Source organism: Salinivibrio sp. IB872, assembly GCF_001995345.1.
Lineage (GTDB): Bacteria > Pseudomonadota > Gammaproteobacteria > Enterobacterales > Vibrionaceae > Salinivibrio > Salinivibrio proteolyticus.
Map to the genome: position 1 here is coordinate 1 of NZ_MUFO01000055.1, position 15,855 is coordinate 15,855.

Here is a 15,855-nt window from a genome sequence, read left to right on the forward strand (position 1 = left end):
CAGTATGCCAGTAAAGGGAGGAGTGGATGGCAGGATTTTTTTCTTTGAAGATTTTTTGGTAGAAAGCCTAGGTTTGCCCAACAATGTTCAATTCTTTGCTTTGGCTTTCGTTATTTACCTAGCTTTTTGTTGCCATCCTAAACAAGATCAATAAATAATTCACATATGTGTGTTTTTACATAAAACTAAAATTTTTTAAGTTCCAGACAAAATATTTAAGCTATTCCGATATAGCTCTGAGTGTTATTTTAGAGGTTATCAAGTAATGAGAAAGTCTTACCTGATAGTGGAAATAACAGCAGATCACTACAAAATCAAAGCTATAAAGGACTCGTAAATTTGAGCGAAGTTTTATTTTTCTTCATTACAGGTTTTTTATTGGCTATGTTACGAAAGGTATCTCGTATACCCTTTAAACGCTCAGCATCCCTTTTCATCTACGTCGTTCTAGTTATTAGTTTTATCGGTGGTAATTACTACTCTATCTTCAGAAATGGAACTTTATTGATGGACATACTCCCAAAATTATCATTTGAAGAAAATGAAGTAATTAGGTGGCTTAGTATCATTATATGTTTATATTTAGGGCTGTTAACCCCTAAAGTTCAGTAAACAAAAACTTTAATCATAATCATTTCTTTTCGAAAAAAGTCGCACACATTTGCACTCGATATTGGCAGATATTTAAGTGATTGAAAAATATATTTTCGCACTAATTTCTATTGTTTTTGTTTATTTCTTAAAGAAGTTTAATGCATCACCGTCGGAAAAAATCGTTTTCTTTTCCAAGTATGCACTGATGCTCATTAGTGCAGGTCAATACATGTCGATATTTTTTTATGGTGGTAAGGTCAAAGGAGGTTACGATGCCGGAGACATACTCTTTTTCAACGACAAGATAGTAGACGCTCTCCAGCTCCCTGGGTACATACAATTTTTTGCCTTAGCAACAGGTCTTTACCTCTGTATATTTTGTCACCCTAAGCACAAGAAAAACGTGTAAGGGATTCCATTCTTTGAAGAATCAGCCATTCGTAGTCGGGTTCAATCAGGAATACCCCCCCGTCTAGCTCAATATAGAGACTCGAGATCCTGCGTATTAAATGTCAGCCTTTTTATCTCACTAAGCGAGCGGAGATGTTGCTACTCCTCACTCAGAACCTGGCGGCTTTGTGATCGGGGAAGGCTTTGGCCCATCAGAGCCTCGCGGTTGATACCCAGCATCAGGAGTACCATCAGGCTTAGAGTTTGGCTAGAAGAGGTAGTCAACTTCCGAGAAAAGCTTTCAGGGACTCTTGATAGAACCGATACCGACATCAAAAGCCCCCGAGCATAAGCTGTATGTTTGTAATCCGCTCAGGCTAAATGGAATCTAACTGCTTAGATAGGAATAGACCAATAGCCATTGAGGTTAAAACTGCCAAAGCAATATCTTCTTTGGTTTTCAGACTTTTGTAACCTTCCATAAGTCTGAAATTACTGACATAATTGATATTATTAATTGCGATATACAGTTCTTGATATTTAGCATTAAGAACATCGTTACAATCCAATGGGTACACCGAGTGTTTCAACTTACGCTCCTCGTTTTCAAGCTGTTTACGAATGCTAAGTATCCGTGGCTCAATCTCTGAAAACATACGATTGTATACACCTATTCGGCCATCATTTACCCAAGTGCTTCGCCAAATCGAGAGCCATTGCTCCTCAGATATTCGATGAATTAACGAGCTATATGCGAATTGAAAGTCTGCCGTATCGATAGCTCTTCGATACTTCGAAGCACGTTGAGCAGGAATTTCAAATGGGAAAGTTTTTCCTTTATTGAGGCTCAAGTACTTCTCACATTCTTCCTCAGTCAGAATATTAACACGATCCTGCAATCCTGACATGATAGAATCCAAGTGATTGTTTGATATCCAATTATTATTTTTTATACCGTGAGATGCTAAAATCTCATTAGCGTGTGACATTAAATGTCGGCGATAAATTGGCTTGCTTCCTATACCATCCAAAAAGTAGTCTTCTATTTCCCCTGGCCAATCGTGATGTATGCCAAAGGCCTGTTTTTGAAGGCTCTCCGTCAAGTCTTTTAAAGTATTGATCGCTTCATTATATCTGGAGATCGCAGTTTGGTGATGGTCAGCGATAGCAGTATGTTGAGCGATCCTGTTTGACTCCCTGCTCATTTTAGCCGAATTCCAAGTCGCGACTGCAGCAAACCCTGAGGCTACAGCTGAAAAAACTGAGGGAATAAACTCGTACAAATCCATCTTATTTCCTACCTAAACAAAAATAAGTACTTATACTACCCTTAAAATGTCATGTATGTGAAACTGGACCATGATAGATCACAAACTAAGACAGACTAAGTTGGAACAGTCATACATTTATGCCAGACTTTGTGCCCATCGTTCCATCAGTCTCAAAATACCAAATGACACAACCCTTTCCCTTCGTCATCGGCCAAGAGTACAACCGCAATGCCGACATCCACGGCGTCTACAAAGGCCAAGCTCGAGGTGGAATCTCCACTCCTAAAGGATATCCCTTTGTATTTATTGTCAATTCTAATACAGGGATTCAGCACGGCTACCACGATGAGTTCCGTGATGACGGCCAGTTCTGGTATACCGATGAAGGTCTAGCAGGTGACATGGGAATGGCCTCTGGTAACAAGGCCATTTCGCACCATGAAGAGCTAAGACCTAATAAACATGGCACTAAGAGTTTGGTATATATCTTTCATCTTGATATTGATTTCATCCCAAGTGAAGAACAAATCGACACCAACATTGAAACGCTGACAGGCTGCGATCTTAAGTACCTATCCAAAAAGCCCTACGATGAATGTAGTGGCATAGTGAATTTGGCCACCTGATTAGAGGTGTTAAGATACGCCTCATAGCATGACAGGTGAAACCATGACCAAACGCACAAGACGTACTTTCAGCGCTGAATTTAAACGTGAAGCCGCTGAGCTTGTTCTCGAACAAAACTACACGATTATCGAAGCAGCTACTGCCATGGGCGTGGGCAAATCCACCATTCAAGACGAGCTATCCAATTAACAAACTGTGCCAAGTATTTAGCGTACATCGCAGCAGCTTTCGTCACTGGCAACAACGTTCAAAAAAGCCGGTATGTGCCCAAAAAGTCATGGAAGAAGCCAAGGTCAAGAAGATCTTTCGCGACAGTGAAGGCTCTGCTGGCGCGCGTAGTATTGCGCGAGTGGCGACGGATCAAGATGTCCCGCTAAGCCGTTATCGTGCCAGTAAACTGATGGAGAAGCTTGGCTTAGTGAGCTGCCAAGTCCCCAGCCATACATACAAGAAGACAGGCGATGAACATGTTGAGATACCGAACCATTTAGACCGACAGTTTAACGTCACCACACCAAATCAAGTTTGGTGTGGTGACGTCACATACATCTGGACCGGCAGTCGATGGGCTTATCTGGCTGTCGTTATTGATTTATTTGCACGAAAACCGGTTGGCTGGGCAATGTCGTTGTCACCGGACAGCACGTTAACCAGTAACGCATTGAAAATGGCATATGAGAGCCGTGGACGCCCTAAAGGCGTGATGTTTCATAGCGACCAGGGTAGCCATTATACGAGCCGTAAGTTCCGTCAGACACTCTGGAAACGGCAAATAAAGCAAAGCTTAAGCCGCCGTGGTAACTGCTGGGATAACGCGCCAATGGAGCGCTTTTTCAGAAGTTTGAAGACAGAATGGGTGCCGACTTATGGTTACCGTTCATTTTCGCAGGCTCAAGCGCATATACTGAAATATTTAATCGGGTATTACAGCCAACTTAGGCCACATCAGCATAATAGCGGTATGAGTCCGAACGTGGCAGAGGAAAAATACTGGATTAACTATAAACTGGTGGCCAGTTTTTCTTGACCACTACAACCAAGAAAGAAGAGTTTTTGTCTCACATCATTGAGCGATTGAACGAAGTATTTCTCACTGACAACCTGACCGACAAAGACATGATCAACTATGCCTTTACGGTGCGTGACAAGCTCACAGAAAACGAAACGGTGATGAGCCAAATCGCTAACAACACTCGCGAGCAAGCCATGCTGGGTGACTTCCCACGTGCGATTGATGATGCGATCTTGAATAGCAATGAAGCCCACCAAGAGCAGATGATGCAGTTGTTGTCTGATCCGAACAAAACCAAACAATTTGCACGGGTGATTTTTGATATGTTGAGTGGCGTTAAATAGTGGCTATCTATCAACTATCGAATGATGACTGTGGTGTCGTCATTCAGTAAGCCCTGTTTTGAAATGTCCCTATACTTAGCCAGTCAATTTGGGATGCATTATACTTTTAAGAGAAACAGAGAAAAACTGGATGCTTTTTTGACATTCGTCACTTGTCAAATCGAGATGTAAGGCTTATATTTAGCGCACTACTTTCCCTTCTCCCACGTTGGCATTACGACCACTGGGGTTGGGCGAAATTGCCGACCTGCTAGGTCGGTTTTTTCATATCTGGAGCCTAGAAAAGAAAGTAATGTGAGAACACGAGTATACATCGACGGTTACAACTTCTACTACGGCTGTCTCAAACATACGCCATATAAATGGTTGGATCTGGTTCACCTCTTCGAAAATCACCTTCTGCCGCGTTCAGGCGCTACCTCATCTGAGCTTCACCCAGAACATGGGATTAAGTTTTATACTGCCGAGATAAGCCCAACGGCTGCACTGGATGAGCATTCAGTGCAGGATCAGCGGAGTTATCATGCAGCACTTGCCGGACATCATCCCAATGCGGTCAAGATAAAGATTGTTAAAGGCAGCTATGCAATCGATAAGATTGATGCAAGAAAAGTTGAGTGCTGCGAGGACGGTAAAGAAAAAGAGCCGAAATATTGTTCGACGGTCAAAGTGTGGAAGCTGGAAGAGAAGCAAAGTGACGTCAATATTGCCATAGATGCCGTTTTTGATGCCTTTACTGATCACAGTATTGAGCAGGTAGTATTTGCAACCAACGATACTGATATTGTTCCCGCGTTGAAAAAGTTACAGGAGCTGAATGGGCTTGGGATTAGGCCACCAATTAAGATTGGGCTAGTTACTCCGGCAAAAGAGAGACATGGGCCGCGGCGCACCAACAAGTCGTTGAGTCAGTTGGCAGATTGGACGATAAATTTCATAACTGATAAAGAGCTGAAGTTGTCTCAATTACCATGTAGGGTCACAGGTGGTAAAAAGCCAGCTTTTCAGCCGGTATCCTGGTTTGAGCACAGAGAGCAAGTCGCAGAACTCTTGAGTATTCTAAGTGCTTGCGATGTATGTGGTTCAGTACCCAAAGCGTGGCGCTGGCTGTGCTCTCCCAAGCCGGCTACTGACGGTTTACCAGAGCTGGCCGAAGACCCATCAACCATGCTCTATACAAGGGAAGGTGTTGAAGCTGTCTTAGCTCATGCAAAGTGTTTTGCTGAGCATATGAGGAATAATGCCTAGTTATCAGCATGGGAAGCAGTGTAAAAAGTGAGCAATAGCCGCTCTCGGTGATACACATAACAATTATGAACTAACGAACCTACCTTTGTGAAAACCTGCTTACAGGTCAGGTGTAACCCCCAAAAAACTGGTCATTAGCAATTAGAGTTTTCCGTTTACACTAAGATAATCTCAAACATTATAGATACAAAAAGCCCCGCTAGGCTAGGAGCTTAGCGGGGCTTTCAAACGTTCTAGAACGTCTTCGTATACGAATTTGGTGGAGCTGGCGGGAGTTGAAATGGTTTCTCACTTCTCATGAATTCAGTGATTTATATCGATGTTGCCAATTTGGTGTTGCATTGGATGTTACATCAATTTCCTGCTTCAAAAGGAACTGAACCCGCGTCCATGTATTACTAAATCATTTAAAAATGCTAGCTTGTTATAGTAATTTAATCTAAAGCAATAGCGCTGATACTGAGTATTTTACCCAGCCTCACCATCTATTAGTAGCGATTTTAACACATCGGGAGAAGACGGTAGCATTCCGACTTTTAAGCCAAATGGTTTGAATACCTTGTTGAGAATCTCTGTATTGTAGCTGCCCCGATCATTCTCTATATCTGAGAGTGTTTTTCTTGAGACATCTACAAGTCTTGCGAACACATCCTGTTTGAGTCCCAGTATATTAATGCGTAAACTTTTCAACGCTTGGCCTTGTGTTAGCTCTCCAAGCAATAAGTGTTTGATGATTTTGTTTGCCTCGGTTTTGCGTTCTGCTGCACTTACTGCTTTGGCGTTTTTTGAGGTTTTCGATCTAGTCGGAGTATTAAGTTGCGATCGTTCTTTGGTTGAATGAGTTGTGTTCGTCCCAGTCTTGGGCTGATGTTGATTTCGGTTTGCTCTTAGACGAGCAACTGTATCTTGTACGGACTCTTTATTGCTTGGCTTATTCATAGTAGCCCCCATTTAGTGAGCTTTTCTGATATATGATTAAGTCCAACGGCTGGCATCTCTAAGATTTGTTCTGGTACTCCTCGTAATGCTAGTCTCTGCTTTAAATCAATGCATTTACTTGCAGTAACCTCTAGCTCTTGTAATAACACTTCTTTTGGCACGAGATCAGATAAGGTGTCCGCTATTCCTACGAAGTCGTAAGTTCCGCCAACCTCTAGTGGGGCTTTCCATTTTGTTGTTCTTGGAATGCCTTCAGGATCAGCTTTCATTGGTGCGAAGTCGTAAACGGGAGCAAGCTTTATGACTCCATCACCTTTTAAGAATGAAGTGTTTCTGCCATGGTTATCACTATTACCAAACAAGATGTTGAGTAGATCTCTCTTCACCCATTCAATGACGAAAGCTTGGGTATCAAACCTATACCCTTGGTGTTTAACCATATTGCTTTCAGTAATTTTTTCTATGATAGTTCGGATTGTTGTTTCGTGATCAAGAGTGACCCCAGCGCCTTTGTTCAAAATGGAATACACAGATTCCATGCCAAATCTCTCTATTTGTTGCTCAATAATTTGAACATCAAATCGAGGAAGCCACAAGGAAGGGTAGTTTAATCCTTCCTCCAAGCGCATACCGTCGGTGGAGATCGTTTCAACTCCCATTTCAGTTAGCTCGTGGTAGAAGTAGAACTCAGCTCTTAGAATATTACAGTCGATGGTGCTTCTTGAGCCTCTAGGGTACTTTACTAAGTAATGTAAGTCGTGGTTGCTATTGTCATCTTGGTATGGGTCAATCCATATTTTTTCGCTGCCAGATCCATGATCGAAACCACATCGGAGGATCAGTTTTGGCGCTTCACCTCCAGCCCCTGTTGCACCACCTGCGGCTGCCCCTCTTTGCTGTGCATAGTCGAGGAAATCACCTGCTCGATTTTTAACATCATCAACAGAGAAGTAGAGGTTGTCTGCTACTTCGTAGCGCTCAGGAAGAGAGTCTTTTATTCTTAAGTTACCAATAGGCGACAGTGTGCCAAACTTGAGCAAAACATAGTCTTGTTCATCAGAACTAAGGTCTTCAATATCTAGGTGTTTGACCCAGTATCGTCTACTCGCGCCACTAGGCATAATATCGTCTAGAAACTTTAACCATCCAGGTTTACCCATGTCATCAAAAAAGAATGAGACAGGGTGGTTTAGTGAAACAGCGTGAAAGTCATCTTTATCGTGATGTTCTAGCGCATAGTCGCTGAGGTAGTTGAGTTCAGTCACTCGAAAATTATGTTGGCTACTTTTAGGGAATGAGATGATACCAATATCTATCCATTCACCTCTTATAAAAGCTTGTACGGTTAGTTCTTCCATCGACAACACCTCTACTTATCAATGAGTAAAACTTTACTCTTAAAGTCATTTTTTTTCAAGTTGTGAGTAAAATTTTACTCATAAATGTATGGCGAGGCTCTTTATGAGTAAATGATTACGCATGGCTTGTAAGTCAAAATTGTTGATGAGCAGAATAGATTATTTTAGCTATGAAAGCTGCTATAGGGAGTGGGGCGTTAATTGTTTGTTCAGTTATGCAGGTTGTCCATAATAAATGAACAGTTGCCTTAAATGAACAAAGTGAATGAGGAGATTAAGAATGGCTGCTACATACAAAAATACAGTTAATACACTTTAATGCGCGTAAAAGTGTTTGAACGTTACTTTTTAATGCGCATAAAAGTGTTGTTTGCTGTGCAGATAGATGATGAACCTGTACATAATTCCTAGGGTCTTATTCACAAGGTGAGCAATGAGCGAAGTGAGAAAGCCCTAGCGGACTTTCAGATGCCGAAGTGTTGGCTAGCTCTTATAGGTAATAAGCTTTATTAGTAAGTAATCCACAGGTTAAGCTGACAGAACCCTTGGGGTTAGAAATGAATGTGGTACTACCGTCAGCGATCACTTTTTCTACAGCATCATGTTGATGCCCTGCAACCCAATACCTAGCTCTTGAGATCAACTCATTACTCAACCCTGCATGATAATACGGAGCATAATCGCTGCTGGCATTTTGCTCGAAAGCAAAAGCTTCTTTAGAGGGAAGGTGGTGAGATATTGCTAGATCAACTTTCTCTGGAAAGTTGTTAATGAATGCTTTGTGCTGCTCTTCAATCATTTGATGGCTGATGTACTTTGTATCATTCATCAGTTCTGAGTACGCATCAATCAGTGCAGACGAGTATGTGTGAATAGGAAACCAAAGAGTTCCGCCATAAATGCTATATCCATCTAAGTATATTGACTCATTATTCAAAAAGAACAGGTTTTCAGTGGTATCGCTATGAGCCTTAAGCTTTGTTAATACTGAACTCTTAGAAACGTTGAGAGAACCTGAGTTAGTACTAGATTCGCACTCACTTGTATATCGGTAGGATTTACTCGTATTGCTATACCATTCATGGTTTCCTGCAATCATGATGACCGCCTTAAAGTGGCGGCAAAGTACATTCTTTACGTATGCTATGCCTGATAGACCGTTTGCCGTGTCACCAGCAACGACCAACGTGGCTTCTTTATCGAAGTCATGCCAAAAATCGCGGCGTATTCCGTGAGTGTCCAGGTGTAGGTCAGAAACAATGTAAAACTTCAAACTATCATGGCCTTAATATTGATTGACTACTCTATGGTACATTGGTTATTTGGATTAGAGAAGTGAGCATATGCGCTAAGCACTTTAACATTAGTAACTTAAAATGAAACTTCTATGGAGTATAATGACTGGTCGATTTGTTTGATTTTTCGCCACTAAGATTTAGACACTAACTTTTAGTGTCTAAATCTTAGTGGCTTATAACTGAATGAAATTAAATGTATTTGTTATGAATTATTAAGATTTTTTGCTGAGGCGACTTCTAAGAGGCTGGCGAGAGTGTAATTGTGCTACAACCGTGCTTACGACAGACATTTTTATGAGTGAGGCTGATATGAAGAACGAGGTTAAGGCTAAAAAAAAGTGATAACGAGCAAGCCGAATCAAAGGATAGTGAGGTTGCGCTAAATGATTTTTTTGACTTGCTTGATCACGCTATCTCTACCAACACTGATAAGCTAGTTGAAGTAACTTAAGCACTCAAAATAAACTGGAAGAGAGCATCGGTGACTATCAAGTTGGCCTAGACGGGAAGTATTAAGAGCACCCCCCATTCGAGTCTGCACAGCATAAAGCTGTGCTATGTAAGCGGCATGCGCCGCAGTAACGAGTGATGGACATCATGCACAATAGCTTTCTTGCAGTGTATTCTCTAATTCTTTGCCGAGAATAATCTCAAAGTCAGTAAATACAGCAATAGGGCGGCAAGCGCTGCCTTTTTCCTCGAACTGGATGAATCCTTTTGATGATAAGTCGTCGAGTGTTCGTGAGAGTTCGCGGATATGATGGCCGCTAATCTCCGCAAGCTCAGCTAGGCTTTCAGGCTTTTCTCTACTGATCAGAAGCATTAGTTCGATATTCTCATTACATAGTAGCTTTGAAGCTTCATTTAGTGACGTGAACCAAAATGTGGGGAGATGCTTGCTATGATTAATGTTGCCTGCGGCCAAATTAATCATGTGCCTACGAATGAGATCTTCCGATGTAACCCCAATGCGAGCTTTCATGAGTCTATCCTTCTCAGAACGAAGTAATAGAATCCTAGTGTATACGATGCTGTTCTGAAAGGAAAAGTAGATAGTTATATTTGCTATGCTAATGGACGCCCCTTTCATGACAGAGAGGTCAAGAGAAACAACGATATCTGAATAGTCACCGATTTTATAGACATGCTTCGGTTAGACTCGTTTACTTGGTTTTATCCAATTTAACTTATCCGAAGTGCACGATTTTGAGCACCAACTATAACCCGTCTCTGCCCCATTCCTTGTTAGTACGCCCACTCATTTACATCATATTGATGCTACTTGCACGCAGTACAACTTATCCCACAATAAGACAACCAAGCCGAGTTAGACCTAGGCTTGGTTGTTGTGACATTAAGTTCTATTTCTAGGGTATAAGATGATCAAACTCATGATACCGACTATTACCGCGGCAAAAACCGAAGTAAAACGCACGAGGTCATCTGAAATCGCACTAATACTCGTTGAAGTAATACCATAAAACACTAAAACCACATAACTGGAATACATCAGTTGAATTGAGTTATAGCTAGCTTTCTTTGTAACGGCATGAATCCCCATAAATAAAGCACTGACTACAGCAACACCTACAGTTCCTACCAAATTGACTTGCAGCAAACTCATGATTAGAGGAGGAATCGCATACAGCACGCTCGCGTATGTTGTCAGCAGCCTTCTTAAACCATAATCTTTACCAATACTAGGATCAGGATCTTTAATCATTAACGCGACGATGATGGTAATAATCGTACTTTGCTCCAAGTCCAATTGTATCGTACACACCATCATGGTCATGACAATGATCGCTTTGAGAAAGGTTTGCCAATCAAGCAAATATTTCGTTGTCGAACTGACAGGTGGCATGCTTATCGCGAGTGGCTCACCTCGTGGAAATAGCAGGTAGGCCAAATAGGCGGTGAAGCCAGCGATAAAAATATTTTTTAGCAGAGCCATAGGGATTTGCTCAACGCTAATCCCTTTCTGCTGCGTAAAAACGGCAATCATTGCGGTTGAGACAATCAGCAATATAGCAAATACATCTTGCGGATTTTTCTTGGTACGCTCCATGCACCAGTAAAAAATTCCAAACAAGAACAGATAGTAAACATGTACGTAATCAATCAATAGTTCACTCATTAGTGCCTGAAACCAAGCAGTAATGAATAAAATGCCCCCCATAACAAACACCATAATTACAGGCGGTGGTTCATGAGTGGTAGTGAGAAAAACCGCACACATCGCTGGAGCGAGTAAAGGCAAATCCGTCCCATATACATATTGCCAAAACAGCAAAAGTACAGGGAATACCGCAACTCTTATAATTGGGTTAGCGGCACTATGATACATAGCTGATATAACTCCATGCCCAGATCCACAAATCTTGTAGTCTCTCACCTAAGTAGCTTTCATCAGGATAGAAACCCACCACAGCTCGACCACCGTATCTCAGATTTAGATCGGCAGGCAACGACGTGAACTCGATATTGACGGGGAAACGCTGTGCTTTTGAACTGCTTGTTGGCGACGTCATAAGGCCATTACTGGCATCTTGGGCAAGGCTACCATTACCGCTACTTCCCCAACCGATTGAAGAAATTTTTCCTTCATAGACCTCGCCAGGGTTTGCATCAAAAACAATTTTGACTTTATCGCCAGGCTTTAAATGAGCCAGTGAATTCTCTCTCACCATGGCCGTCAGCCATAAGTTGTTGTTATTGATAAAGGTAAGAAGTGGCTGCCCAGCAGCAGCATAATCGCCAACAGCAACATCCATATTAGTGATCACACCATTAGCAGGTGCCGTCAGTTTGGTGTGATTGAGGTTTAGTAGAGCCTGCTCTTGTCGGTTTAATACCGATTGAATTTCAGGGTTATCAATTCCTCTCGGGCCAAACTCTTGTTTCGCTTTTTCTAGTGCTGATGACGCTTGAGCCAACCCCGCTTGGGCCGTCTCTAGTTCGGCGATTATGTTATCCATTACCGCTTGACTTATCGTTCCTTTATTGGCAAGTACGCGATTACGCTCCACATTCTTCTTAGCATTATTGACCTTAACACGAGCTGCGACTTCATTTGCTTGAGCGACACTGATTGCTGCTGAATCCGCTTCATAAGACTGAGCTGCTTGTTGCAAATCAAATTTGGCGGCCTTAACTGCTAATTCAAAAGGACGCGGATCGATCGTGACGAGTTCATCTCCTGCCTTGACAATACTATTGTTAGTAATAAGTACTTGTGAAATAGGGCCAGAGACTTCTGGGCTAATGCGGATCAATTGGCCATTTACTCTAGCTTGATCTGTCATTGGCGTCATTCTGTCCGCCCATAAGGTGTACAGCCAAAGAGCAGCAACTAAGGCAAAAATATAGTAAGTGAAAGAGCGAGCTTGGCTAATTTTTTTATCGCTATGTTCAGCACTGGTTTGGGCATTGTTATCTGACATTTTCTGTTCCTACTGTCGTTTACTGAGGTTGTTCCAGTAAATTTATCTTTTTATAAATGATACTTTTCTTAGTTCGTACTTCGACGGCAATGGTAATGATGAATGCAAATWGACCAACCAGTGCAACAGCGCTTGAAGAAGAAACCATCACTTCGCCAGCGTATTTAGTCCAGATCACAGCTATAGCCACAAACCAGCCAAATAGCGCTGCTGCATGGGTGACTGCAATAGGAACAAGGTGAGACCAAAAACCACTCTGAAGTTGACTAATGTGTTGTGGGTGGGATTTGTTGAGCTGATGAATAAATAGCTTGGATGTGATCAACGACAAAATGATCCCTAAACCAAAAGTTAGAGATACCGCTTGTCCCCACACAGTCACTTCAGAATTAGTGATCACGTTAAGCGACATCGGTACGCTATCCATTCCTTTGAAATGGTGGCTCGCAATATAACCATTGATAACGCCGTTAATCACGCCACCAATCAATGAATCTTTCACTTTGATATCCACGTCTAGCCCCTTCACTGTTGTACAATAAACTCTTACTGATTATAACGAGAATGTTCGAATAAATGCATATCAAACATGACCATTTTTGATACTGTTGTGGCTAGAGCATACTTGTGCGCCATGATAACTGTGGAAAGGAGTCAATCATGAATCTCGATAAAGCGTTGTCAAATATTAGCGAGAAGAATAACTTCATCTACTTAACGTTAGCTTTAATCATGCTGTTAATTGCCGCCGCCCTCGTTCAACTACTACAAGACAATGTGATCGAATACGTCATACAGGGGATTATGGTAGTGATTTTTATTGTTTGCTTTGTAAGTTTGCGCTTTGATCGAAAGTGGACGCATTTTTTAAGAGGTTTAGCCGTGGTTTGGATAGCTGCTATTGCCGCGAAACACCTCTTTCATATCAAAGAGATGAGCATATTGATGCTTTCTCTGACTTTTGTCTTTTTCTATGGCACTTTCCAATCTTTAGTAAGAAAAATCTTGTTTTCAGGCCAAATAGACACCAACAAACTTATTGGTTCTGTAGCCCTATTCTTATTGCTTGGTTTAATGTGGGCGGTGGCTTACCTTTTGTTACTTGAGCTAGACCCTTTCGCATTTCGCGGGTTAGAAGCAATACCTTGGGAAGATAATTTTTCTAATAGCGCTTATTTTAGCTTCGTGACCTTAACCACTCTCGGTTATGGGGATATCAGTCCAGTGACTCCAATTGCGAAAACGTTAGTCTATTTAGAGTCGGTTTTTGGTGTTTTTTATATGGCAGTAGTGGTGTCTAGTTTAGTCAGTTCGAATTTAGGTAGAAACACGCCTAGATAAAAGATATCCCCTTAAGGCGTGGTCAAGTTATCGCTAATGACAATTGCGATATTTACACTGTTTCACAATGTAATAAAGGGCTGTTCCGAACCTTACTTTCTAATCAGTTTTGCCGTTTGAGTTTTGGATTAGTAAACGTTATGTCAAAAAGCAATATGGTTTTTTAGCTCTAAATGACTTCTGTCCAGAAGTGAGCTGTGTGGACGAGTACAGGCGCATGACCAACTTATATAATCAAAACTGTCGGATCGTGTATGACTCAATACAGCTAATGTCAGCAAGTTCCTCTAAATTATTCGTATTCTCTTAACCGATATGAATCAAGAGTTTGAAATTTTCCTTGGGAGGGTGGTCTTGCTATGTACACCAGTGCTTAGGTTAGTTCATATCCACTATTACTTAGAACTAAGATTGATTACTTTTGGTTGAACAAAGCATTACATTGAAAACGATTTTCTACGATTTCATCTGCTACATCTTTTAAATACTCAAACCATTCGTCATTGACGATGTTAGTCACTAATACATACTCTGTATCAGCAATGCAGAGTAATTGGTTTACTAACTTAGTAAAAAAACCTTTCCCTTGCAGACCAGGGTGTAAATCTAATCTCTCAATCTGAGCCACTTTCTGCACGGAAAAATCCATTAACAACTGGCACCACACTTCAGAGTCAGCATTGTTTTTGCATATAACTAATACCTCTCCGTTAGGTAGAACTAATTCCTTAGTAGGTATGTTTTTTTCGTTAGCATATTTAATAATGTGAGTTTTAGTTTTATCAAATTGCGTTAGGTAAGTTATGTCACTACGATAAGCAAGATGAATAACTTCCTCTCCGTTGCTGTCATGAATTAGTAAGCCGAACTCCCCATTTTTTCCTTTTTCTAATGAGGAAATATATTCTTTTGTTGCAAGCTCAATTAACTGCTCAACTAGATTCTGCCCTGGAACGTTTGGAACTAGAAGTGCTGTAGATGCTTGAAGCTCATGAATAGGGGAATCTAATTTAAATGTGAATGCCATAGGTTTTTCCAAAAAAGTTTAATGATGTTTATCCTTACAAGGTCTAAGCCGCTTTTGACATATAGCTTGTACTCTACTCGGATGCTTGTAAGGAGAGTCTTTGAAGCATTTTCAATGCATTGTCGAAAATAGGGCTAGAGATATGTTCTGGAAAGTCATTTGGCAATCTCGTATTTAAACGGTCTATAGCTTCTGGAAGCTCGTTGTTCATATATGCAGTGAGCGTTTCCATTACCAGTGAGCTTTTTTGCTATACGGTTTTGTCTCGTTTATCAAACAGAGTGTTGGCAAGAGCCACTTAGCGAGTGATTTGACTAACGACGTCACCGAACAAGACTGGTCTAAATTGAGTCTGATCTACTGATACATTGATATAGCGGGGATCTGGTTTGCCTGCATCATCTAGAATGATACTGTCATGTAAATGCCCGTGAACATTGATCTTTCCATGTAATTCCTGAGGATGTATAGGGCAGTGTGTAAACCAGGTATTTCGTTTAGATAGCATCGAGTGAATCTCATCGAAGCCATCAGCGAGTGCGAGCATCTTGCCGTTGACCTTCATGTTTGTACAATGATTGCCAAGTACGAGCACCTTCTTCGTACATTGAATACTTGCAACCCTCTCTAGCCAAAATGGGGTCGTTGCAATATCTCCAAGTAGGATTAACGTGTCACGAGGTTGTACAAATGATGCAAGGTTATCAAATAGAATATTATGGTGCTCTTCAGGAGAATCGAATCCTGAACGATATTTCAATATATTATCATGTCCGAGGTGCAAGTCTGCGGAGAGTACAAATCTACTCATAAGAATATTCTCAATAACGATATTGTGAATAATATACACTTGAACTGTAGTATTGTTCAAATAAATATTTTTCTTTACCTTGAATGTAATATATAGAAAATAATAAACACAAAGTGTTGTTTTTTATTTATTAAAATAATGCACTGTATGTC

At 41.2% G+C, this 15,855-nt stretch carries 14 protein-coding genes and 1 pseudogene; 5 read left to right on the top strand and 10 right to left on the bottom strand.

The window, feature by feature from the left end; translation table 11 throughout:
• Nucleotides 1-1,361: 1,361 nt before the first annotated feature.
• The gene (locus tag BZJ18_RS15355; RefSeq protein ID WP_077458073.1) at nt 1,362-2,273 is read right to left on the bottom strand and encodes a hypothetical protein; all 912 of its coding nucleotides are present in this window, start codon (nt 2,271-2,273) and stop codon (nt 1,362-1,364) included.
• 119 nt (nt 2,274-2,392) lie between these two features.
• Between BZJ18_RS15355 and BZJ18_RS15360 the strand changes: the two genes are divergently transcribed.
• From BZJ18_RS15360 to BZJ18_RS15375, 4 genes and pseudogenes are all read left to right on the top strand, one after another.
• Complete coding sequence (locus BZJ18_RS15360; protein ID WP_077458075.1) at nt 2,393-2,881, top strand: hypothetical protein; 489 nt, start codon at nt 2,393-2,395, stop codon at nt 2,879-2,881.
• A 43-nt stretch (nt 2,882-2,924) separates the two neighbouring features.
• Nucleotides 2,925-3,909, top strand: a pseudogene (locus BZJ18_RS15365) (IS3 family transposase).
• A gap of 26 nt (nt 3,910-3,935) precedes the next feature.
• A complete protein-coding gene (locus BZJ18_RS15370; protein ID WP_241824993.1) occupies nt 3,936-4,238 on the top strand; it encodes a hypothetical protein in 303 nt (100 codons plus the stop codon).
• Nucleotides 4,239-4,532: 294 nt separating this feature from the next.
• Entirely contained in the window at nt 4,533-5,486 is a 954-nt protein-coding gene (locus BZJ18_RS15375) for an NYN domain-containing protein (protein ID WP_077458077.1), read from the top strand.
• 468 nt (nt 5,487-5,954) lie between these two features.
• On the opposite strand, the gene BZJ18_RS15380 is transcribed toward BZJ18_RS15375, so the two are convergent.
• The 7 genes from BZJ18_RS15380 to BZJ18_RS15415 all read right to left on the bottom strand — a co-directional run bounded on the left by BZJ18_RS15380 (nt 5,955) and on the right by BZJ18_RS15415 (nt 13,038).
• Nucleotides 5,955-6,437: a helix-turn-helix transcriptional regulator gene (locus BZJ18_RS15380; protein WP_045604471.1), complete on the bottom strand. Its 483-nt coding sequence runs from the start codon at nt 6,435-6,437 to the stop codon at nt 5,955-5,957.
• Complete coding sequence (locus tag BZJ18_RS15385; RefSeq protein WP_077458079.1) at nt 6,422-7,783, bottom strand: type II toxin-antitoxin system HipA family toxin; 1,362 nt, start codon at nt 7,781-7,783, stop codon at nt 6,422-6,424. The genes BZJ18_RS15380 and BZJ18_RS15385 overlap by 16 nt, the downstream gene beginning before the upstream one ends.
• Before the next feature lie 490 nt (nt 7,784-8,273).
• Nucleotides 8,274-9,056: a metallophosphoesterase gene (locus tag BZJ18_RS15390; protein ID WP_077458081.1), complete on the bottom strand. Its 783-nt coding sequence runs from the start codon at nt 9,054-9,056 to the stop codon at nt 8,274-8,276.
• A gap of 620 nt (nt 9,057-9,676) precedes the next feature.
• Complete coding sequence (locus BZJ18_RS15400) at nt 9,677-10,063, bottom strand: HVO_A0114 family putative DNA-binding protein (protein ID WP_077458083.1); 387 nt, start codon at nt 10,061-10,063, stop codon at nt 9,677-9,679.
• Nucleotides 10,064-10,435: 372 nt separating this feature from the next.
• Complete coding sequence (locus BZJ18_RS15405; protein WP_077458085.1) at nt 10,436-11,428, bottom strand: DUF2955 domain-containing protein; 993 nt, start codon at nt 11,426-11,428, stop codon at nt 10,436-10,438.
• On the bottom strand, nt 11,418-12,524 hold the full coding sequence (locus tag BZJ18_RS15410) for an HlyD family secretion protein (RefSeq protein WP_077458087.1): 1,107 nt from the start codon (nt 12,522-12,524) through the stop codon (nt 11,418-11,420). Before BZJ18_RS15410 ends, BZJ18_RS15405 begins: the two co-directional genes overlap by 11 nt.
• Nucleotides 12,525-12,543: 19 nt before the next feature.
• Nucleotides 12,544-13,038 (bottom strand): permease, encoded by a 495-nt coding sequence (locus BZJ18_RS15415; RefSeq protein WP_198532257.1) that lies wholly within the window; start codon nt 13,036-13,038, stop codon nt 12,544-12,546.
• A 146-nt stretch (nt 13,039-13,184) separates the two neighbouring features.
• On the opposite strand from BZJ18_RS15415, the gene BZJ18_RS15420 reads away from it, so the two are divergent.
• Nucleotides 13,185-13,865 carry a potassium channel family protein gene (locus BZJ18_RS15420; protein WP_077458091.1) on the top strand — a complete coding sequence of 227 codons (681 nt, stop codon included), beginning with the start codon at nt 13,185-13,187 and terminating at the stop codon, nt 13,863-13,865.
• Between the two features lie 415 nt (nt 13,866-14,280).
• Here the strand turns inward: BZJ18_RS15420 and BZJ18_RS15425 are convergent, their stop codons facing one another.
• Together BZJ18_RS15425 and BZJ18_RS15430 are read right to left on the bottom strand one after the other, a co-directional pair.
• Entirely contained in the window at nt 14,281-14,892 is a 612-nt protein-coding gene (locus BZJ18_RS15425; RefSeq protein ID WP_029839331.1) for a hypothetical protein, read from the bottom strand.
• 298 nt (nt 14,893-15,190) lie between these two features.
• Nucleotides 15,191-15,703, bottom strand: a complete 513-nt coding sequence (locus BZJ18_RS15430) for a hypothetical protein (RefSeq protein WP_049878306.1) — start codon at nt 15,701-15,703, stop codon at nt 15,191-15,193.
• Between the last annotated feature and the right edge of the window lie 152 nt (nt 15,704-15,855).